General features: G+C 37.9%; 23 protein-coding genes. 4 read left to right on the top strand and 19 right to left on the bottom strand.

Features of this window, described 5'->3' with window-relative positions; genetic code table 11:
* Positions 1-10: 10 nt before the first annotated feature.
* Positions 11-1,309: a hydroxylamine reductase gene (gene hcp, locus V7108_RS01995; protein WP_335567252.1), complete on the bottom strand. Its 1,299-nt coding sequence runs from the start codon at positions 1,307-1,309 to the stop codon at positions 11-13.
* Between the two features lie 190 nt (positions 1,310-1,499).
* Here hcp and V7108_RS02000 point away from each other — a divergent pair, with 190 nt between their 5' ends.
* Complete coding sequence (locus V7108_RS02000; protein WP_335520160.1) at positions 1,500-1,979, top strand: Hsp20/alpha crystallin family protein; 480 nt, start codon at positions 1,500-1,502, stop codon at positions 1,977-1,979.
* An 83-nt stretch (positions 1,980-2,062) separates the two neighbouring features.
* Here V7108_RS02000 and V7108_RS02005 read toward each other — a convergent pair whose 3' ends face one another.
* Positions 2,063-2,653, bottom strand: coding sequence for a YppG family protein (locus V7108_RS02005; RefSeq protein ID WP_335520162.1), 591 nt, complete (start codon positions 2,651-2,653; stop codon positions 2,063-2,065).
* Between the two features lie 159 nt (positions 2,654-2,812).
* Here V7108_RS02005 and yppF point away from each other — a divergent pair, with 159 nt between their 5' ends.
* Complete coding sequence (yppF, locus tag V7108_RS02010; protein ID WP_335520163.1) at positions 2,813-3,022, top strand: YppF family protein; 210 nt, start codon at positions 2,813-2,815, stop codon at positions 3,020-3,022.
* Positions 3,023-3,383: 361 nt separating this feature from the next.
* Here yppF and V7108_RS02015 read toward each other — a convergent pair whose 3' ends face one another.
* From V7108_RS02015 to V7108_RS02025, 3 genes are all read right to left on the bottom strand, one after another.
* Positions 3,384-3,737, bottom strand: a complete 354-nt coding sequence (locus V7108_RS02015) for a DUF1798 family protein (protein ID WP_335509899.1) — start codon at positions 3,735-3,737, stop codon at positions 3,384-3,386.
* 94 nt (positions 3,738-3,831) lie between these two features.
* Complete coding sequence (locus V7108_RS02020; RefSeq protein WP_335567253.1) at positions 3,832-4,107, bottom strand: hypothetical protein; 276 nt, start codon at positions 4,105-4,107, stop codon at positions 3,832-3,834.
* Positions 4,108-4,444: 337 nt separating this feature from the next.
* Entirely contained in the window at positions 4,445-5,419 is a 975-nt protein-coding gene (locus V7108_RS02025; RefSeq protein WP_335567254.1) for a DUF2515 family protein, read from the bottom strand.
* A gap of 181 nt (positions 5,420-5,600) precedes the next feature.
* Here V7108_RS02025 and recU point away from each other — a divergent pair, with 181 nt between their 5' ends.
* Positions 5,601-6,212 (top strand): Holliday junction resolvase RecU, encoded by a 612-nt coding sequence (gene recU, locus V7108_RS02030; protein WP_335509905.1) that lies wholly within the window; start codon positions 5,601-5,603, stop codon positions 6,210-6,212.
* A 42-nt stretch (positions 6,213-6,254) separates the two neighbouring features.
* Positions 6,255-8,831: a PBP1A family penicillin-binding protein gene (locus V7108_RS02035; protein WP_335567255.1), complete on the top strand. Its 2,577-nt coding sequence runs from the start codon at positions 6,255-6,257 to the stop codon at positions 8,829-8,831.
* A 24-nt stretch (positions 8,832-8,855) separates the two neighbouring features.
* Here V7108_RS02035 and V7108_RS02040 read toward each other — a convergent pair whose 3' ends face one another.
* From V7108_RS02040 to bshA, 14 genes are all read right to left on the bottom strand, one after another.
* A complete protein-coding gene (locus V7108_RS02040) occupies positions 8,856-9,260 on the bottom strand; it encodes a YpoC family protein (protein WP_335567256.1) in 405 nt (134 codons plus the stop codon).
* Positions 9,253-9,915 (bottom strand): endonuclease III, encoded by a 663-nt coding sequence (gene nth / locus V7108_RS02045; protein WP_335509912.1) that lies wholly within the window; start codon positions 9,913-9,915, stop codon positions 9,253-9,255. Before nth ends, V7108_RS02040 begins: the two co-directional genes overlap by 8 nt.
* A gap of 65 nt (positions 9,916-9,980) precedes the next feature.
* Positions 9,981-10,685, bottom strand: a complete 705-nt coding sequence (locus V7108_RS02050) for a DnaD domain-containing protein (RefSeq protein ID WP_335567257.1) — start codon at positions 10,683-10,685, stop codon at positions 9,981-9,983.
* A gap of 126 nt (positions 10,686-10,811) precedes the next feature.
* Positions 10,812-12,005 (bottom strand): pyridoxal phosphate-dependent aminotransferase, encoded by a 1,194-nt coding sequence (locus V7108_RS02055; RefSeq protein ID WP_335520572.1) that lies wholly within the window; start codon positions 12,003-12,005, stop codon positions 10,812-10,814.
* A gap of 25 nt (positions 12,006-12,030) precedes the next feature.
* Entirely contained in the window at positions 12,031-12,504 is a 474-nt protein-coding gene (locus V7108_RS02060; protein ID WP_335567258.1) for a cell wall elongation regulator TseB-like domain-containing protein, read from the bottom strand.
* Positions 12,505-12,523: 19 nt separating this feature from the next.
* Positions 12,524-12,694, bottom strand: a complete 171-nt coding sequence (locus V7108_RS02065) for a YpmA family protein (protein ID WP_335517514.1) — start codon at positions 12,692-12,694, stop codon at positions 12,524-12,526.
* Between the two features lie 34 nt (positions 12,695-12,728).
* Positions 12,729-13,583, bottom strand: coding sequence for an ATP-dependent DNA helicase (locus V7108_RS02070; protein ID WP_335517516.1), 855 nt, complete (start codon positions 13,581-13,583; stop codon positions 12,729-12,731).
* A gap of 46 nt (positions 13,584-13,629) precedes the next feature.
* Positions 13,630-16,437 carry an ATP-dependent DNA helicase DinG gene (gene dinG / locus V7108_RS02075; protein WP_335567259.1) on the bottom strand — a complete coding sequence of 936 codons (2,808 nt, stop codon included), beginning with the start codon at positions 16,435-16,437 and terminating at the stop codon, positions 13,630-13,632.
* Positions 16,438-16,562: 125 nt separating this feature from the next.
* Positions 16,563-16,946, bottom strand: a complete 384-nt coding sequence (gene panD / locus V7108_RS02080; protein WP_335517521.1) for an aspartate 1-decarboxylase — start codon at positions 16,944-16,946, stop codon at positions 16,563-16,565.
* A 23-nt stretch (positions 16,947-16,969) separates the two neighbouring features.
* Positions 16,970-17,821: a pantoate--beta-alanine ligase gene (gene panC, locus V7108_RS02085; protein ID WP_335567260.1), complete on the bottom strand. Its 852-nt coding sequence runs from the start codon at positions 17,819-17,821 to the stop codon at positions 16,970-16,972.
* Positions 17,818-18,654 (bottom strand): 3-methyl-2-oxobutanoate hydroxymethyltransferase, encoded by an 837-nt coding sequence (gene panB, locus V7108_RS02090; protein WP_335567261.1) that lies wholly within the window; start codon positions 18,652-18,654, stop codon positions 17,818-17,820. Before panB ends, panC begins: the two co-directional genes overlap by 4 nt.
* Before the next feature lie 259 nt (positions 18,655-18,913).
* A complete protein-coding gene (locus tag V7108_RS02095; RefSeq protein WP_335567262.1) occupies positions 18,914-19,891 on the bottom strand; it encodes a biotin--[acetyl-CoA-carboxylase] ligase in 978 nt (325 codons plus the stop codon).
* On the bottom strand, positions 19,876-21,075 hold the full coding sequence (locus V7108_RS02100) for a CCA tRNA nucleotidyltransferase (RefSeq protein ID WP_335567263.1): 1,200 nt from the start codon (positions 21,073-21,075) through the stop codon (positions 19,876-19,878). Before V7108_RS02100 ends, V7108_RS02095 begins: the two co-directional genes overlap by 16 nt.
* A gap of 10 nt (positions 21,076-21,085) precedes the next feature.
* Positions 21,086-22,213, bottom strand: a complete 1,128-nt coding sequence (gene bshA / locus V7108_RS02105; protein WP_335567264.1) for an N-acetyl-alpha-D-glucosaminyl L-malate synthase BshA — start codon at positions 22,211-22,213, stop codon at positions 21,086-21,088.
* Between the last annotated feature and the right edge of the window lie 2 nt (positions 22,214-22,215).

Genomic DNA, 22,215 nt, shown 5'->3' on the forward strand with positions numbered 1-22,215 from the left:
TTTCTGTTCTCTATGCTTTAGTTAGCTGAAGCATATCCGCCATGTCTTCTTGTGCGTTACCGATTAATTTTAAGTTAAATGTGTCTTGGAGAACCTGCAAAACACCTTCAGAGATGAATTCAGGGGGCTTTGGTCCAATACGTATATCTTGAATTCCTAAACTGAATAATCCTAAAAGGATGGCTACTGCTTTTTGCTCAAACCAGGATAAGACGATACTTACAGGAAGTTCATTGATTTCGCAGCCAAATGCCTCTGCTAGTGCCATCGCTATCTTTACCGTAGATCCTGAGTTATTACATTGTCCTAAGTCAATATAACGAGGGATGTTTGTCCCGGGAACAACACCGTAGTCCACATCGTTAAAACGGAATTTCCCGCATGACGTGGTCAAAATTACAGTTTCCTGTGGGAGTGATGTTGCAAGTTCACGATAATAATCTCCCCCATTTCCAGGTGCGTCACAGCCTGCAATCACAAAGAAGCGCTTAATTTTCCCTGCTTTTACAGCTTCAATTACTTCTGGTGCTAGGCCAAGAACAGTTTCATGGTGAAAACCTGTGAGCAGAGTTTCTTCTGAATGAATATTGGCTTCTGGTAGTTCAAGTGCTCTTTCGATTAATGGTGAAAAATCATCATTCATTATTTTTTGAACATTCTCAAGACCAGCTACTTCATAACTGAACATTCTATCAGCATATGTACCTTTAATTGGCATTACACAATTTGTTGTTTCCAAAATCGCTCCTGGGAAATTTTCAAAAAGACGGCGTTGGTCATACCATGCTTTTCCGATATTTCCCTTTAAGTGAGTATATTTTTTCAATGCTGGATATCCGTGGGCTGGCAGCATTTCAGAATGCGTATAAATATTAATTCCCTTACCCTCTGTTTGCTTTAATAATTCTTCAAGAGCAAACAAGTTATGTCCAGAGACCACAATACTTTTTCCTTCTATTTTGTTTTGGCTTACGCGAATTGGCTCAGGAATACCCAGCCGCTTCGTATGAGCCTCATCAAGCATTTCCATCACCCGAACTGTTGCCTGCCCCACTTTCATCGCCATTTCAATATGTTCTTGAACATTAAAATTGGAATTTGTTAGCGTCATATAAAGTGCTTCTTGTGTGGTCGTATCCACAAATGAATCACTATACCCTAATTGATTGGCATGAGTCCGGTATGCAGCAATTCCTTTCAACCCATAGATAATGGTATCCTGCAAACTTGAAATCGTTTCGTCTTTTCCACAAACCCCCACCACTGTACATCCTCCTGATGGAGTTTGTTCACATTGATTACAGAACATGATTCTTCCTCCTTCCTTTTATTTACTGCTTAAGGATACAAATCCTATAAAAATATTCATGTGATATTTGTCACAAGTCATAGAGTTGTTATAAAAGGTTCATAACTTTATCTCATTTTTATGACGCGCACCAAAAGGGGGTAAGAGCATATGATATGGTGAGAAAATTCGGAAAGAGAGGGAAAGCATTATGTCATCCATGCCTCCGAGTGGCCAAAATAACAATAATAAGGAAAAACCTGAAAATTTTCGGGATTTACTTAGAACTATGAATGACTTCATTCATGAAAAACCGGTTAAAGGATTTCTAAAATCAATTGATGAATTTTTTAATAGTCCGTTTCCTGCGGGAGCTTTTCCTGTCCAAGTACGGGAAACCGCAGATGAGTATATTATTTCCGCGGAGCTGCCTGGAGTTAAAAAGGAGCAAATACAACTAAATATTTTACCTAATCAAGTAAACATCTCCATCGAAAATCAAGAAATTGAAACAAAAGAGGATCTAAACAACCACCTTTTTCAAAAAAGAGTTTCACAGCAAAGGCTGTCACGAACAATCCCATTACCTATCGTGATTAATGAAAAAATGGTTAAAGCCTCCTATCGAGATGGGTTACTCAACATACGAATTCCAATCATAAGAGGGAAAACGATAAATATTGAGGATTAAATCATAAAATAAAAATGCTCGAACAAAAAAATTTCGACAAATACCAATAAGAAAGACGGCTTTTATGCCGTCTTTCTACTTTTTTATGCTTTAAAAATTCCTCCGAGCCCCTTCACCAATGAGGATACCTGTGTTACTGCATTAACCACTTGCCCCGCCGTATTTACCATCTTATTTACGTCCACTGTGCCATCTTGTGATTTAAATGAATTCATAATCGATTGTATTCCCCCAGGGTGCTTTAGCATTGCATTTGGTTTCGGATAAGGGTTCATGATAGAGTAATCATTCATTTGCGGCATGTAGTGATTTGGTCCCATTTCTTCTTTGGGTTGCAGTGGATTTTGAAAGAGAAATTGTGCATCTTTAGGAGAATATTGACCAGTTGATTTTGGCACTTGCTGAGGTATTCCCACAGGATGATAGGCCGGTTCATATGATTGATATGATTGTGGATAAGGCTGCTGATAGTAAGGGTTTTGTTGTTGATATGGGTGCCATTCCATACCTTGCACTGCTTGGTAAGGATTTGGCTGATTACGAGGAAACACTTGATAATTCGCTGAATCATATATCGGTCTCCTGTAATTCATTTGCCCCGAGTATCCATGATTTATAAAATGATTTGATCTATTTTTACCAAACATGGGCAAACATCTCCTCCGCGTTTTCATCACTACACACTATGGTTAAAAGGAGGAAATGGTGCATAAAACGAAATAAATTTCAATGTCAAAATCACGAGAATTTTGTCTAAAGTTTAAATATTTTAAAAACTAGGAATTCCTTATTTTCATGGTACTATTAAAAAAATGATGAAGGAGGAGTTACATATGGTCATACGCTCACTTAAAAGCAAATTTAATCAAAGTCGGGACTACAACACCGATGACGTTAACGCATTATTGGATTTTGCTAAGAAGGCTTATATTCACAATGAGATTGACATTAAGGAATACCGTCTCGTTGTTCGCGAACTCGAAGCTCAGGGCGCTATGATTCCTGACGATTTTAATGAAGACTCCCTCATCGAAAATGCATAAAAGGATACAATACAGCTAGAAAAACTCCAAAGGAGATGCAGAAATGCATCTCTTTTTTATTACTGTCTAGCTCTAGCGCCCTAGCGGCTAGTGTCCTTCGCTCTCCGCGAGTAAAAATCCTTCAGGATTTTTACCTACCTACGATAAGTCAACATCGAATCGCTAACGCTCTTCGTGTTTCCTTTATCTCAGTTGGAGCGCTCCACAAGGAAGGCCTCGGCAGCATGGGCTTCGCACGAAGAAAAAGCGTTAGCTTTTTCGAGGAGGCCATACGCCGCTGAACACTATGGAAAGCTACTTCGAATAATCATCGCAGGACCAAGCTGCACTTTGGCTTGGTCCGAGGGCGCTTCCGCTTTTCTCATTCTAATTCCTTTATAACTTCTAATAGAAAAAATTCAACGGTTCGATTTGCATTTAAAAATCTTGAACGGCTGGTTTTAGGAAAAAACGCCTGTATCGATAATTGCTCCATATGTTCTGAAGTGGAATCGATTTGTTTTAAATGGATGTGCTTTTGAGGACTGACGGCTAACCAATTTTTCATCAAAGCACTCCATTCAACTGTAAGTTCCTTTACTGTATTCGCAAACGGCTTAACAACTTGGTGAAAATCATGTTCGGTCGCCTCTTCACGAGCTTCCTCATAGTATTTTAAAGCTAGTTGGTTATAATGCAGCAGCTTTTTTGTTAGCTGTAGAATCTCCTCAGACATTGGTGTTCTTTCCCTTCTATATATAACAAAATAAAAAGCAGCTTTATTAAAGCTACTCAATGGTTTTTTGCATTCTTTTTTATTTTACCGGTAATTAAAAGCCCAATTCAAGTTTTAGTGCTCTGGTAACTGAATTGTTTTGCTCTACTGCACATTCGTCAGATACAGGATTTATCCGATCTAATTCCTGTTCAAGTTTATAAAGTCTTTGTACCGGTGATGATAATTTTAATAGCTCCTCATGGTTCATTTGATTGCGAAGGTCTGAGAAAGAAGTTTCAAGAACATTCTCCAATTCTTCTAATTGATCATAAATTTCTGTCAGCATAGAAAGCAGCTTTTCCTTTTCTGGCAATGACGAGTTTATCAAATTTAGAACCTCCTCGCTTTTTCTTACTAAGTACTATTCTCTTTATTTTGTATGCTTCCTTCCCCTCTGACAAAACTAGAAGGTATTCGCCAAAGAAAGTGCCAATCTGGCAATTATTCCCTACCCATTCGACAGAGGCACATACTCGCATTAAAAATTGAAAATCGAACAAGCTAAAATTGGAGGTGTTAATAATGGCTAAAAAGAAACAAAATAAAAAATCCGGAGCAGCACAAGTTGAAAATAAAGTTGGCTACGGTGATAAAAAACTCGAAGGACCAAATCGTCCAGCAGAATAAGAAGTCATATAAAAAGCAAGGCAAAGCGGCCTTGCTTTTTAGATTTTCTTCAAATTTGCTGCTCGATGGATGGCCAGCATTAATTCCATCTGATTTGATTTTTCATAGTACCAATCTGTTAAGTGAATACTATGTCGATGCCTTGCTGGAATATGCAGCCATGCCGGGGATATCATTCGGTTCTTGCTCCAATCATCATATTGATAATGATTGTGATCTATAATCGGGTAGGTTGCCCTTAAAAGTGGTGTCCTACGGCTGGTTTTTGTCTTAAAGAATTGTTCATAATCATTTCTCGAACCGGTATGTGGAGTTTTATCAGCAAATTCGAAAAAAAAAGGGAATAATCGCGGATGCGTTAAAATTCGAGCAAGCCTTTTCCCAAGATTTATTCGTTTCGATAATGACTTAAAACCATTCACACTTGCTCCATATAATTCGCCCCCACATGTAGGAAATAGCACGCAGCTAAAATGAAGCCAATCTTGAAAAGTAAAAATCCAAGAATCGAAAACCCTCTTTTTATAAACAGGATGTTGGATTACCGGTCCATGAATCACATTTTGTTCATTGATAATTAACGCAGTGGTGAGCCTTTCACGATTGCTTTCTTTCCAATACCTTTCCCATTCTTTTTGAATAAATTCTGAACATTTAAAATATGGAAGAAGATGAAACATTGGAGTGTTTCGTTTCGTCGAATATTGATAGATCAAAAGTTGGGGATAAACATCGTGGAAGATTAACCAATTGGCTCTCTCGAAGGTAAGGAATAGATCTTTCCTTGTTTTGGGCTCTAAAATTTCTCGAAAAACATCGCCCTCTAGATCGCACATATTCCATCCGCCATTCCTTGAAACCATACTGGCGAGAAATGACCAAATAACATCGGGGTTCCTTTTAAAATAAGAAAAATATGCGTCAGTCCTTGAAATATTGTCAAGATTCTTTTTATTGGTTTCGCTCCTAATTTGACTGATGGTCTCAATCTCATGTAATGTAAGATGACGCATATTCTTCAACAACTTTCATTATAGGTAGTTTTAGAGAATTAATTTTTATGAAAAAGGAATCATGCTTTTTCTTGACAGTCAAGGTACATTATTTTTATTAGCGTGTGTTTTCCTAAAAATTTTATACGCCCATTACAGCACAGATTTGTTATGATAAGTAATAGCGTGAGAGGTGCTTATCATGAATTTTAATTATCCAAATGGAAAAAGGTACATTCCAAACAGTATCGAAATAACTGCAAAAGTAAAAAAACAGAGTAATCCATCATATAGTAATAGAGGTATGACCCTCGAAGAAGATTTAAATGAGACGAATGAATATTACCGAGAAAGAAATATTGCTGTGATTCACAAAAAACCTACACCCGTTCAAATTGTCAAAGTTGATTATCCGAAAAGAAGTGCTGCAGTAATAAAAGAGGCATACTTTAAACAAGCTTCCACAACCGACTACAACGGGGTCTATAAAGGTAAATATATTGATTTTGAGGCAAAGGAAACAGCTAATACGACATCATTTCCATTGAAAAATTTTCACCAGCATCAAATTGATCATATGGAGGAAGTGGTTTCACAGGGTGGAATCTGTTTTGTAATTCTTCGGTTTTCCAAACAGGAACAAGTATACTTATTGCAAGCAAAACATTTGTTATCTTTTTGGGAAAGAATGAAAAATGGAGGAAGAAAATCCATTACCAAGGAAGAAATTGAGCAAAATGCTTATTTCATTCCGCTTGGATTTCACCCTCGTATTGACTATATTAAAATAATAGATACTCTTTTTCATTTTTAACTAGTTGAAATTGATTGTTGCATGAAAGGAAGGAATTTTATTATGGCAGGAGAATTTCAATCAAGAGAGGAGCGCCGTAAAAAACTCCAACAATCCAAAGGAAAAAAACAAGTGAAGAAAAAACCGGGCAGTATTGTTAAGAAAATTTTTCTATCCCTTGTTGCACTTGGCATTATTGGTATTTTAGCCGGCGTTGGAACTTTTGCTTATTTGGTAAAGGATACCCCTAAACTTGATCCGAAATTATTAAAAGACCCCATCTCCTCTAAAGTTTTGGATAAAGATGGTGAGCTAATTTCAGAGGTTGGTTCAGAGAATCGTGAATATGTTAATTATAAGGAAATACCAAAGCTAGTCGAAGATGCCGTGTTAGCAGTAGAAGATGTTCGTTTTTATAAACACCATGGTTTAGATCCGATTCGATTGGCCGGAGCCGTTGTGGCCAACTTCCGTGAAGGATTCGGTTCCGAAGGGGCAAGTACGATTACGCAGCAGGTAATCAAAAACTCATTCTTAACTCCTGAAAAAACCCTAAAGCGAAAGGTTCAGGAAGCATGGATGGCCTATCAGCTTGAACAAAAATATACGAAGCACCAAATTTTTGAAATGTATGTTAATAAAGTTTTTGTATCTGAAAACAGTCATGGACTAGCAACGGCTGCAAAAATTTATTATGGGAAACCATTAAATGAACTTACTCTTCCAGAAGCCGCACAGCTCGCTGGAATGCCGCAAAGTCCAAATAATTATAACCCATTTGATCACCCGGACTTAGCAGAAAAACGACGTAATATCGTGTTGATGTTAATGGAACAGCATGGCTATATTACCAAGGAGGAAATGAAAGAAGCGCAAAGTACTCCAGTGACGGCCACATTGGTTAAAGAAGAGGAAAGAGTTAGGGACGAAAAGCCTTATGATTCTTTCGTCGATGCCGTTATTGATGAAGTTGAAGCTCAAGGGGATTTTGATATCTTCTCTGATGGTTTAACGATTCATACGACTCTTGATAAAAATGCTCAATTGTATGTAAATACCATTCTTAATACGGATGAAGTCATAAATTATCCGGATGCCAATTTCCAAGCAGGGATCGCCCTCATCGATACAAAAACAGGGGAAATCCGTGCGATTGGCGGAGGTCGTAACCAAGATGTGAAACGTGGCTTTAACTATGCAATCGATACTAGGCGGCAGCCTGGCTCAACGATAAAACCTGTTCTCGATTATGGTCCAGCCATTGAATATCTCAATTGGGGTACCTATCAAACGATTGATGATAAACCAATCAAGTATTCTACAGGGCAGGAATTTGGCAACTGGGACAATAAATATATGGGACCGATGTCGATGCGTACGGCACTGGCGCTTTCTAGAAATACTCCTGCCGTTCAAGCACTACAACAGGTAGGTTTAGAAAAGGCAAAAGAATTCGCCATCAACATTGGGATTCCATTAAAGGAAATTTTTGAATCCTATGCTATTGGTGGGTTTGGTGGAAAAACAGTTGGGGTTTCCCCTCTGCAAATGGCTGGCGCCTTCAGCGCATTTGGGAATAACGGTATGTATACTAAGCCTTATGCGGTAAAAAAAATCGAGCTTAGGGATGGAACTGTCCTTGATACAGCGCCAGAATCAAAGCTTGCCATGAAGGATTCTACCGCATTTATGGTTACTGATATGTTAAAGAGCGTTATGGTTTCGCCTGGTACTGGAACGACAGCAAAAGTTCCTGGACTTCCGATTGCCGGAAAAACTGGTACAACGAACTATACAGCAGATGAATTGAAAAAATGGAATATTGCCAGCGGCAGAGTTGTCCCTGACGCTTGGTTTACAGGTTATACTACAAATTATACTGCTTCTGTTTGGACGGGATATGCCGAAAGAAAGACACCAATCCAACCTGGAGACGATCAAAAAATAGCACAATTAATCTTTAAAAATCTAATGGCTTATGTTTCTAAAGATATCAAGACATCTGATTTTCCTATGCCTGACAGTGTACAAAAAGTAAGGGTTGAAAAGGGATCTAAACCGCCTGCATTAGCTAGTGAGTTTACACCTGATAGTGAGGTAATTATAGAGTACGCAGTGAAAGGTCATGCACCAAAAACCGTTTCGGAAAAGTATAACAAGATTGCAGCGCCTGTTAACCCTAATGCAATCTATGATCCTGGAAAAAATGTTGTGACATTAACGTGGGATTACCCTAATCCGGACAATGGTAAGGTTCAATATGAAGTGACCGTTACGGATGGGACAACACCAAATACCTCAACCGTTTCAGACAGAGTAGTTACGCTTCAGAATCCAACGCCAGGTACCAAATATAGCATTTCAATTGTTGCGATCATCGATGGAAAGAGAAGTGATCCTGCAACAACAACAGTTGACATACCATTGCCACAACAAAATGGTCAAGACGAAGGCAATGGTAACCGTAATGGCAATGGCAACGGTGCTGGTAATGGCAATGGTAATGGCAACGGTAATGGTAATGGTGAAGAAGACGATGGCGGTGAAGAAGACGGTAATGCACCAGTAACCACCGAGCCTGGAAGCGGAAATGGTAATGGCAATAACAATGGCAATGGTAATACTAACGGCAATAGCTGAAGTGGAGGATAAAGCAAAAAGCGTCTAGCCCTTTGAGGTTAGACGCTTTTTTACGATATTATTTTTTACATATAATTTGTTTTGTTCGATAAACAATTCAGAGAGCTGACGATAAGAATGAAATAATTTTGGTCTGCCGATGATAAAACCCAGCCTTTCGTCAAGATTGACGGGTTTTATCTCGATAAAGTCAATTGGTTCAAGTTCAGTAACCTTCACCTTTCTATCGTTCGTCAGATATAATAATTGGATGAACAAGGAAATCCCCTTTTTCATCCCCTGAAGTGTGTTTTTTTGATCTCGATTACGGTAAAGAATCTCAAGTTCATCTCTTAACCGGTCCCATTCAGCTAATAGAAGTGGAATATTCTCTTTCGAAGGTTCTAAATCCTGCTCATCTAGAAAAGGAATGATTAGTTGATTATCCATTCACTACTTCCCTTCCCTTCATTCTCTTTTTCCCCTCTCTGCACAGCTCTAATAATGGACAGCTTGGGCATTGGGGGTTTTGGGCTTTACAATGATATCTTCCAAAGAAAATCAATCTGTGGTGAGTAACCGACCACTCATCTTCAGGAACCTTCTTCATCAATGTTTTTTCAACTTCCAGTACAGAATCCTTCCAGCGGCATATACCCAGTCGCTTACTTACTCTCTCAACATGTGTATCTACTGCAATCGCAGGAACATTAAATGCCACTGAAACGACAACATTTGCCGTTTTTCTGCCAACCCCCGGAAGTTTTGTTAATTCATCTCGGTCATTTGGAACTTCACCATCGTATTCATCCAACAATAAACGGCATAAACTTTGGATATTTTTTGCTTTATTTCGGTATAGTCCAATCGATCGAATGTCATTTTGTAATTCTTCCTGTGAGACACGTAAATAATCTTCTGGTGTTTTGTATTTTTCAAATAAATCCTTCGTAACCTTATTAACTAGCACATCCGTACATTGCGCCGATAGAGCAACTGCAATGACGAGCTCAAAAGGATTTGAATGGGTTAATTCACAATGGGCGTCAGGGAACATCTCGCCCATTTTATCTAGACAAAAACGAATTTGTGTATTGTTTAACAAAAATTTTCACCTGCCAGTTTTATAAATAGAAACAAACGAGAGAAATCAGCTCTCGTTTACTAGATTTATTGCTCAAGCCAATTGTAAAAGGGCACAGAATTTGGTGAAGAGGTTTGAGAATCTTGTACCGGCCGATTCGGCGTTTGCTTTTGACGAAACTTTCTTCCATGATTTTTTGCCTGTTCAATGGTCTTAATGCCGTTCTTTTTCCATTCAAAAAGAATCCTGTCAATATAGCGGAAATTTAACTTTCCTGACATTACCGATTCTCTTAATGCAGCCTTAATTATTACCGGATCATGGTGATCATCATCCATCCACATGGCCAGTGATTCACACTCAAATGGAGATAAAGGACGGCCAAATTCCTTTTCAAAACAGGTGTATAGGTCACTTTCGTCCGCCTTTTTTGCGACTTCTTGGGTATTTTTATTTTTCATTAAAAACTGATCCACTAGCCGCTCCCATAAGGGTTCAACGGAGTATTTCTCAAACATGATTCCTTCTGGTGAGAATTCATCTATTATTTTAATAAACCCTTTTTGGATTAATCGTCGCAGCAGCTCATTACATTCGGAAACAGTAATTGTCATACGTGAGGAGAGCTCTTCTGGGGTTGGAAAGTGATTTCCTTTTTCGATAAAAGTAATAATATTTAATAAAAGGACTATTTCATGTTCATTTAAATTCATATTTCTATACTCAGAAAATAATACAGCAGGAATGGTTATATTACCTTCTTGAAGCCATGATAATATACTTGTTTTCATTTTTTACGACACCTCTTGCTTAGTATAACATGAACATCTTCTCTCTGTAAGAGGATTGGTTTAACCATATTTTATAAGAAAAGTAAAAAGCCTGCAGCTGCAGACTTTTTTTGATCATCCAATATTTTAATCTTGACGTTTTGATTCAACGAAATCCTTGATTCTTGCTACTGCCTTCTCTAGTAAATCTAAAGAGGTTGCATAGGATAGACGGATATTATCCGGTGTACCGAACCCAGAGCCTGGAATTACTGCTACCTTAGCCTCAACTAATAATGCTTCAACAAAAGCATCGACATCTGGATATCCAGTTATTTCTGCAGCTCCCTTTGCATTCGGATACAAATAAAACGCACCTTGTGGTTTTACACAAGTGAAACCTGGTATCGAAACTAATTGATCATAAATTACTCCTAAACGATGTTCAAAAGCCTGACGCATTTCTTCTACTGGCTCTTGAGGTCCATTATATGCCGCGATTGATGCATATTGGGCAGTAGTTGTCGGGTTGGAAGTGCTGTGACTTGCAAGGTTCGTCATTGCCTCAATGATTGCTTTATTTCCAGCAGCATATCCAATACGCCAGCCTGTCATGGAATGTGATTTAGAGACGCCATTAATGATGATGGTTTGCTCTTTTAACTCTGGTGATAACTGTGCAATCGAAACATGCTTATATTCACCATATATAAGTTTTTCATAAATTTCATCTGATACAATTAATACATTTCTTTCCAAGCATAATTTTCCTATTTCCTGTAGTTCTTCAGCTGTATAAATAACACCTGTAGGGTTACTAGGAGAATTGATAATAACTGCCTTTGTCTTTTCAGAAATTACGCTTGCTAATTGTTCAGGAGTAACTTTAAATTGTTGAGACTCCAAGCCGTCTACATAAACAGGTACCCCTCCTGCTAATTTTACTTGCTCGGGGTAGCTTACCCAGTAAGGGGTTGGGATAATTACTTCATCACCTTCATTTAAAAGGACTTGAAATAAGGTATAAAGAGCATGTTTTGCCCCGTTGGCAACAATAATTTCATTTGGTTTATAGGAAAGCCCTTGGTCTCTTTCAAGCTTTTCAATTATAGCCTTTTTCAAAGCTGGCAGGCCTGCAGATGGAGTATACTTCGTATGACCTTCATTCATCGAGCGTGCTGCAGCGTCTATGATATGCTGTGGTGTGTTATAATCAGGTTCACCTGCGCCTAGACCTATAACATCTACCCCTTGTTCCTTTAATTCTTTTGCCTTTGCTGTAATGGCTAAAGTTGTTGAAGGTGTAAGTGCCATTACCCTGTTTGCTAATTTGACTGCCATTCCAATTTCCTCCTGCTCAATCAAGCTATAAATTTTCAATTTTTTTAAGCCATTCACCTGTTTTAAAATCTACATAATAATAATTTATTAAATTATTTTCAGAACGGTAATGAATTTCCCATAATGGGATATTATTTTCCATTCCTAATTTTACAGAAATAATTTTTGTTGGATTTTTTTCATCAAGAAGTCTTTTAACGGCTTCTTCTTTAGATAATCCATTTTTTCGTTTATCCACTATTACTTTTTTGCTTTTCTCGGGAATCCATACGATGATATTTTCACCTTTTTTATTTTTCCCCTCAAGAACACTAACAGTTTCTGTTCCATGGTAGATATGAAAATCCTCTATTTCGCTTAGCTCAACCTTTTCTTTTGCCAAGGAAGCTGCTTTTTCTTCCGCCGTAACAAGCGGCTCCTGAGCACTAACATATACTTTAATAAAAACACCAACAGAAATGACTATAAATAGTACAAGAAATATTAAAATTTTTTTCATTTTACTCCACTTTTCATCTTTATGTACGATAAATCGTAAAAATCGCTTTACTTTGATCTTCTCGATCAAGTGCCAATCCAAATACTAAATCCTTTTGCTTTAGTGTTCGATTAAGGGCATCTACAATCTTGTATAGGTCAGGACTATGCTGAAGCTTAACAGTGGAGAGGACTTCGATTTTTGATTCCATTCTATTCCTCCTTTATCTCTCTAAAGCAATAATATCAGCTATAGTCCTCCTTTTCTACTGGAAAAGTGAATACTTCGTAATTATTTTCTGTGAATTTTATTGTAATAGTGCCATGTTTTTTTGTAAAAAAAACCTCTGACCAATTATCCTGCAGGTCATAGATGATATCTGGGTCAGGTTGATGCTGTTCTGATTCAAAAAGAATCGAGATTTGAGGATTAACGTATTGAATTAATTGCTCAGATAGAGAATCTTCCTTCGCCCATTTCGGCACTTTAAATATAGTTACCTCATCTAAATTTTTCTTTAATAAGTTCTCTTCCGCGTGATCACTTGATGAAGTCATTAAGAACAGACGATGCTTAAAAAATTGCAAAGAAAAATCTAATCCTTCATCTTCACCGTTACCAGCAAAAAGCACTTCTGCAGATAAATCTGGTAATAGAGTCTGTATTGTGCCCTCTTTCCATGGAATCACTACTACGCCGATAAAGGCCGCGTCTTTATTTGTTATTTCCATTGCTATTTCAGGTGTTGTAATTACTTGCCTTACTTTATATTTCGAAATTATATGTGTAATTTCATCCAGAAAAAGATTTTGACGGTCGGTAATAACGAGTGTTGTAATTTCCTTTACACCATAAGTTTTAAGCATATTTTGTAATTCTTCACTTGTTTCTTTTCCACCGATATTAACCAATATATTTTCTCCATTAGAGCCCTGGATTAGAGTGGCTTCTCCATCACCTAACCCTAAAAAAGAGACGGCAATCTCATGATCTTTCAATTTTAAATCGATACTTTCGATATTTCCATAATCAATAGAAGAGGCATTTCCAAATGAAGTCAAATGAAAAAAGATTGCTGTCATTAATAGTATCACTCTCATACACATACCTCCTTATTTATAGGATGTGTAATTTTTCCATATTTCATTATAACCATTTGTAAATAATTTCTACTAATTCATCAATATTTCCCTTCTTCATGGGTACAGGTGGAATGGATTGTAAAAATGCCTTTCCATATTTTGAGGTAATAATTCTTTTATCGAAAACCATCATAATCCCACGGTCGTTTTCTGTTCGGATAAGGCGTCCAAAACCCTGTTTAAATCGAAGGATTGCCTCTGGTAAAGAATACTCCGTAAAGGCGTTTCCACCTTTTTGTGTAATTAATTGACACTTTGCTTCTGTTAACGGTTCATCCGGTGGACTAAATGGCAGTCTGACAATAACCAAACATGATAAATCCTCACCAGGGATATCAACACCTTCCCAGAAGCTGCTAGTTCCCAGCAAAATGGCTTTATCATACCTTTGGAAATTCCTCGTTAGCCTTGAGCGGCTGCCACTGGTAATCCCTTGAGCAATCATGGCAAATTCATCCAAAAAACCACTTTCTTTAATTAGCTCATATGTTTTCTTTAACATATCGTGGGCTGTAAATAGAATCAACATTCTTCCCTTGGTCGCCTCAGCAATCGTAATAATGTGTTCCGTTATCGCAACGACATAATCATCTAGACTAGTGGAATTAACCTCTGGCAAGTCATTAGGGATTAATAGCTGCACCTGATTTTTATAATCAAAAGGTGAAGCAATAGACATCGTTCGTGTATTGTCTTTGGAAAGTCCCATTTCGTTTATCATATAATTAAACGAATGATTGACTGTCAGGGTTGCTGAAGTTAAGACCACACCTTTCTTTACACGAAAAAACTTTTCATGTAAAGAAGCTGCAACAAAGGCTGGCTGCGCATAAAAGGTTGTTACATTTTGCTGTGAACGGAAATCAATTTCGATCCATTTTACCTCGTTAGATTCTTTAATAAAACAATCTTGTACGGTATTTCTCAGCTCTTCTAATTCGTTTCTAAAGGAAATGATTTCTTCTAGTTTTCCTTTTTGCTTACTCGATAATGTTCTCTTATTTATCTTTATTAACTCTAACCGCTCCGATATAGCACCTTGTAAATCCTTCAAAAGGAAGGCAAATCTTTCAGCACTGTGCACAAGCGCATTTTTTTCTTTTCCACCCTTGTCACGTGAAAAACGCACCTTCGCACGGTTTCCTGCTCGTCTTTCTGCAGAATTTGATTTTGCATAAAGAGCAGTCAACTTAAAAAACTCGTCCATTTCATAGGATAGGTCTGCAGCTAATTGATTTATTTTTATCGTTTGTGTTAAATCACCTTTGTTTGCTACAAGTGAGTCTAGTATCCTTTCTAGTTCATAAAAAAGCTGACGTTGTTCAAATTGGCCAAATTGATTTAATAGCAATCGAGTGGTTAAATAGTCTAATGAGCGGCCAAAGTATTGACTTGCCACCTTTTCAAAATGATGTCCTTCATCGATGATGGCATATTCAAAGTCTGGTAAAAAAGACTTTTCAGCCGATAAATTACTTAATAGCAGAGAATGGTTGGTAATAATGATATCAGCATGCAGTGCCTCGTTTTTCGCACGTAAATAAAAATCCTTCTCCTGCCAAACCTTATTCCGAGTAAAGACCGTTTGCTCGTTCTTTATTTTATTCCAGAAGATATTTCCACCGCTTGAAAGATTCAATTCGTCACGATCTCCGGTTTCCGTTTCTGTCAGCCATACAAGAATTTGCATTTTCGTTAAGGTGGTATCATAATTATCGTTTTCCTCGAGTAAGGAAAGGGCAAATCTCTCTAGACTAATATAATGGTTTCTCCCTTTTAATAAAATGGACTTTACCCCAAAAGGAAGTATCTTTGCTAATAAAGGAATTTCTTTATGGATGATCTGTTCCTGAAGTTGGATGGTGTGTGTACTCACCACAACAGGGAGCCTGTTTTGTTTAGCAAAATAGGCAGCAGGCAGTAAATACCCAAGAGACTTTCCTACACCCGTTCCTGCCTCAATAAGCGTATGCATACCTGAATTAAAGGCTTGATAAACCCCATCCATCATTTCAAATTGGCCCGTTCTATTTTCAAAGACAGTAAAGCCTTCTTTAATTAGCTCGATTTTATCTTTATCACTGTCAGGATATTGGAATTCATACTGGTATGGTCTGCTCACTGCCATCGAATAAACTGGCTGTTTTTTTAGGGCAAGCATATTGCATATCTCAAGCGACTCTTTCCAACTCTCACTGTCCTGATCTATTTCTAAAATAATTTCATCGATTAATTGTTGTAAATCGCTTTTTAGCCCGCCAGCTAGTTGAGAAAGCTGGCGAAGAGTCAATTCAGGTAATTGAGTTAAACGATTTACAAGTATTAGAAAAAGCTCAGCTGTTACCTGTGCATCACTATCTGCCTGATGCGGCCGATCATGTTCTAGATCCTCTCGGACAGCTAAATCAGATAGCTTGTAACCATCTGCAGTTGGAAAGATAATCCTTGCCATTTCCACTGTGTCTAGAACTGGACCGTAAAAACCTTCGAACCCCGCTTGTACTAATTCTTCCTGTAAGAATGACAAATCAAATAATACATTATGTGCAACAAAATAAGCACCCTCCAAAAGATCATTCACTCGTGGGGCTATTTCTGCAAAAACGCGAGCGCTCTTCACCATTTCATCCTTTAACCCTGTTAATTCCTCAATAAATATTGGGATTGACCTTTGTGGGTTGATTAGAGATGAAAACCTTTCAGTGATTTTCCCATCTTCAATGACCACAGCGGCAAATTGGATTATTTTATCCCCTTTTTTCGGGTTATTTCCTGTAGTTTCCAAATCGACTACAACAAATTTATTTAACATATGATTTAACACCTCAGACCTTCATTAAAACGGTATCACAAAATAGGTAAAAGAAAAAGTAAACCTTACACTTAGTATATAAAATTAACACAAAAAAAGAAAAAATCCCCGAAAAACAGGGATTTCTACATAATCGTTAATGCTGGCTCTGCATATATAAGTTCCATAATCTTGTTATCTTCACCCATAATCGCAACTTTAGGTTTGTGGCTTTGGACTTTTTCTTCAGAGACCAAGCAATAGGAGATGATGATAACAATATCACCCTTCTGTACAAGCCGAGCGGCAGCCCCATTTAAGCAAACGACCCCACTGCCTCTTTCACCAGGAATGATATAAGTTTCTAAACGTGCACCATTATTATTATTGACGATTTGAACCTTTTCATTTGCCATCATGCCCACTGCGTCTAGTAAATCTTCATCTATGGTAATACTTCCAACATAATTAAGATTTGCTTCTGTAACAGTTGCACGATGGATTTTACCATTCATCATGTGCCGAAACATGGTATTCCTCCTCTTGTATTCGCCTAGGCTTCTACTTCTATGATGAAATTATCAATTAACCGAACCTTTGAAAATTTTACTGCCAGGGCAATGATAATGGTGCCTGATAAAGTCTCAACTGTTTTCAATTGAGGATACGAATAGACCTCAACATAATCAATTTCCCCTTTGGTCTCGGAAGCTATCATATTTGTTACTAGCGTTTTTATGGTGTTTGGATTTCGAACCCCTTTGTCAATTTCCGCCTTAGCAGCAATTAAGCTATGATAAAGGGCGGTTGCTTGAACCCTTTCTTCAGGGAGAAGATTAACATTTCGGGAACTTTTTGCAAGCCCATCTTCTTCTCGGACGATATCTACAGGTATTAATTCAATTGGAAAATTAAAATCTGAAATTAATCCTTCTACGACTGCAACTTGCTGTGCGTCCTTTTTACCAAAGTAAGCTCTTGTCGGCATAACAATATTAAATAACTTTGTTAGGACAGCAGCCACACCATCAAAATGACCAGGTCGCGATTTACCGCATAAAACATCGGTACGCTCCTGAACAATTATTTTTACTGATGTAGGCTGTGGGTACATTTCCTCCGCACTAGGATAAAATAGGATGTCTACCCCTTCACATTCAGCCAATGATTTGTCCCTTGAAAAGTCTCGAGGATACGTTGAAAAATCTTCAGTCGGACCAAATTGCAATGGATTCACAAATATGCTTAAAACAACAACATCATTGTCTTGTCTAGCTTTTTTTATTAGGGTTAAATGACCTTCATGTAAAAATCCCATTGTTGGCACAAATCCAATAGATCTTGATTGGGATTTCAATTTTTTCATTTCCGTTTGCATTTCATGTATTTTGGTTATGACTCTCATTTTATTCCTCCGTATAGTCCGCTGAGCTCACGTTCTTTCATGGTAAAGGAATGCTTATCATCAGGAAACTGTTCCGATTTGACATCCTTCACATATGCTTGGATCGATTCAATAATAAACGGATTTAAGGAATAATATTGCTTTACGAACTTCGGTACACGCTCTACTCCATACCCTAAAATATCATGATAGACTAATACTTGCCCATCTACATCAACGCCTGCTCCAATACCGATCACAGGAATAGATACATGTTTAGAGACTTCATCGGCAAGCTGTTTCGGTACACATTCAAGCACAATGGCGAATGCCCCAGCTTCTTCACATTTTTTTGCATCTTCTAATAGTTTAATTGCGTCTTTCGCTTCTTTTCCTTGAACTTTATAGCCGCCTAATACGCCAACGGATTGTGGTGTTAAACCGAGATGACCACAAACTGGAATGCCAGCCTTAGTAAGTGCTGATATTTTTTCAATTACTTCATCTGCACCTTCCAGCTTAACTGCATGAGCACCCGTTTCCTGGATTAATCTGCCTGCGTTCTTTAATGTATCCTGAATGGATAAATGGTAGGATAGGAAAGGCATATCAACGACAATAAACGTATCCTTAGCTCCTCTTTTTACCGCTTTTGCATGATGAATCATGTCTTCGATCGTTACCGGGACTGTTGAATCGTATCCAAGTACAACCATTCCAAGTGAGTCTCCAACCAAAATGACATCCACACCAGCCTGTTCCGCCTGCTTAGCAGATGGATAATCATAGGCAGTAAGCATGACGATTTTTTCATTATTTTCTTTCATTTTTAAGAAGTCTGTACTTTGTTTCATTCATATTCCCTCCTTTTAGTAGGAAGAGAGGGGTATAAAAGAGCAAATAAAAAGATCCATCTGAAGGCAGAGGATCTTGGTACTCTTTCACGTGTTCTATCCCTCTGTCCCGGTCCGCTTTACGGATCTAGGCAGAAACCTTTTTAAGTTGTAAAAAAATAGTTTCAGGTGCAGCTCTCAAGGATACCGCCCATTATTTGAATTATAAAAAAAATCTCAAAAAATCGCAAGATAATCTTTTTGTCTGCATGCAATCTTTTTAAAGTTCAATATCCGCCGAATATATATGATGTATTTTCCCATGTCCATCTTCTATCATTAACACTCCATCATCTGTGATCCCTTTTGCAATCCCTATAATCGAATGTGAAAGTGTTCGCGCCGTAATTTTCTTGCCAATGCTTATCGCATAACTTTCCCATAGAAGCTTAATAGGTTGGAACCCTTCTTCTAAATAAAGTAAATACAATTTTTCTAGATTCGTAAAGATTCCTTTTATTAAATCAGCCCTCGATACTTTTTCTCCTTTTTCAAGCAGAAGTGAGGTAGCGATCTGCTCTATATCGCTAGGAAAATCTTCCCTTGTTTGATTAACATTAATGCCAATACCAATGATAACGGAATTAATCCGGTCCGCTTCTGCTTCAAGTTCAGTAAGTATTCCTGTTACCTTTTTTCCGCTTATAAGGATATCATTCGGCCATTTAATTTCTGGTATCAGACCGGTGAGATCCTCAATTGCCTGAACAATGGCTACCGCCGTTATCAGCGTTAATTGTGGAGCTTTCGGCAATGGAATATTAGGTCTAAGGATCAAACTCATCCAAATACCTGTATATTTAGGAGAATGCCATCTGCGGTCCATTCTTCCACGGCCAGACACTTGTTCTTCAGCAATAATTACTGTTCCTTCTGGAGCAGCCTCAAATGCTAAACGTTGTGCAATCTTTTGGGTAGATTCTACACAATCCTCATGGTATACATTTTTACCGATGAATTTAGTGGTTAATCCAAGTCTCAATTCATCAGGTGTTATTTTTTCAGGTGTTTTCACGATCCGATAGCCTTTTCGGCGGACTGCCTCTAATTCAAATCCTTCTTTTCGGAGCTCCTCAATATGCTTCCAAACTGCAGTCCTGGAGCAGCCAATTAACTCTGCAATATGCTGCCCTGATAAATAGGCACCATCGGCTTTTGTGAAAGCATCGAGCAAGTCCTTCCTTAATTGTGATTGCACTTTAAGAGCCACTCCTTTATCATTTTCTTTTGATTAATTAGACTGCCTGCTAGGATGGCCTGCTCAATCTTAAGCAGCAGCTCTTTGATCCATGGTCCACCGCTTTTGTTAAACCATTCCATTAAGTCGTTCCCCGTTACGTCCATTTCTGATCGATTTTTTATTGGAAGCCCTTCATATACTTGGATATATTGGTAAATCGTATCCTTTGTCTCAATTCCTTTTATCACCAGATACAGAACCTCCGCAGATAGGAAAATATCCTTCGTGGCCATATACAAATCATACGAAGACCAGCTTTCTTCGAACCTCTTATCTAAGTAGTGTAAGATAAGCTGAATCTCCCTTATTTCCTTTATTGGACTTCTCCAGTCTCTTAGAAATCCCTCTATATCCTTAGATTTGAGTTCTAGGCAAAAGACAAGCAATGCCCACATTTCACGTGTGGTTAACCGATCAAGCTTGTACTCTAACATTAATTTAAGGCGAGCCTCTTGGTTTGATAGTCCTGGTAAATAGGAATTCATATTGGTTTTTAGAATGAGTTGAATCGCTTTTTTTCGGTTTTCACCTAAGAGTAACTTATCGAACTCCGTGTGTTTTCGTTCAACAGCAATATTATCAAGCAAGTGTACGAGATTTATCAGCGCATTTAGTGTTTCGTCTTCAATCCGGAAAGACAACTGACTAACAAAACGAACCGCTCGCATCATTCTTAGTGCATCCTCTTGAAAACGATCTGCTGCTTTTCCGACTGTCATGATCACTTGATTCTTTATGGAAAGTTCACCCTTAAAGGGATCAATAAGATTTCCGTCTTTATCCATGGCAATGGCATTCATTGTAAAATCTCTGCGTTGTAAATCCTCTTTCAGGTTCCTAATAAATGACACTGCTTTCGGTCTGCGGAAATCTTCGTATTCAGCCTCCGTACGGAAGGTAGTAATTTCATACGATTGATTTTGATATAAAACAAGAACAGTCCCATGCTCAATTCCAACATCTACAGTTTTTGAAAAGATTTGCTTCACTTCCTCAGGAGTTGCAGAAGTAGCAATATCCACGTCGTTTATTTCTTTATTTAAAAGTAAATCCCTGACTGCCCCGCCTACAAAATAGGCCTCAAAACCTGCAGCTTCTAACTTTTCTATTACTGGTACCGCGGCTAAAAATTGCTCTTTCATAGTAATCACCTTATTTTAAGAGCTTATAATATAACTGCTCATATTGACCGACAATTTGGTCGGCTCTGAATTTTTCATTTACAACTGAGACCCCATTATTAGCAAATTCTTGATGAAGTTGTGGATTACTTAAAAGTAAAATCGCTTTAGAAGAAATATCGTCAATATTACCTAATTCACATATGTACCCTGTCTCACCATGCTGAATAACCTCAGGCATTCCACCAACATCCGTACCAATACATGGAACCCCGCACGCCATTGCCTCAAGAGCTACCAATCCAAAACTCTCTTTTTCAGACAATAATAGCTTTAAATCACTTATTGAGTATAATTCGTCTAAGTTTTCTTGTTTCCCTAGTAGATGAACTTTATCTGTTAATCCTAATTTCTTTACAAGGCTGCACACCGGTGTCATTTCCGGACCATCTCCTACCAGCAATAATTTTGCTGGCATCGCAGCGGAAATTCTTGCAAATGTTTTTACAACATCCTGAACCCGCTTTACTGGTCGAAAATTGGAAACATGGATAACAACTTTTTCATTTTCTTTGATTCCAAATTCATTTTTTAAATGGTTTGCATCCCGTTTTTGATAAATTCTTTGATCAATAAAGTTATAAACCGTTTCAATCTGCTTGTCTGGCTGAATCAGTTCGTGAGTTTGCTCAATTAAAGAACGGGAAACAGCTGTTACGGTGTCAGATTTTTCAATTCCAAATTTAATTGCTTCTGTAAGGGATGGGTCGTACCCAAGAACCGTAATATCTGTCCCATGAAGCGTGGTAACAATCTTTACATCTACATTACTCATTTGTTTGGCCAAAATGGCACACACTGCATGTGGAATGGCATAATGAACATGGAGAATGTCCAGTTTCTCTCTGTTCGCAACCTCTGCCATTTTACTTGCTAATGCAATGTCATATGGTGGATATTGAAAAACCGAGTATTGATTGACTTCAACCTGATGATAAAAAATATTGTGATACATTCTGTTTAGTCTAAAAGGCATACTAGATGAAATAAAATGGATTTCATGTCCCTTCTCAGCTAGCATTTTACCTAATTCTGTTGCTACAACTCCTGAACCCCCAACAGTGGGGTAACAGGTAATTCCTATTTTAAGTTTCCTCATTC

The organism is Neobacillus vireti, from assembly GCF_036962345.1.
GTDB lineage: Bacteria > Bacillota > Bacilli > Bacillales > Cytobacillaceae > Neobacillus > Neobacillus vireti_A.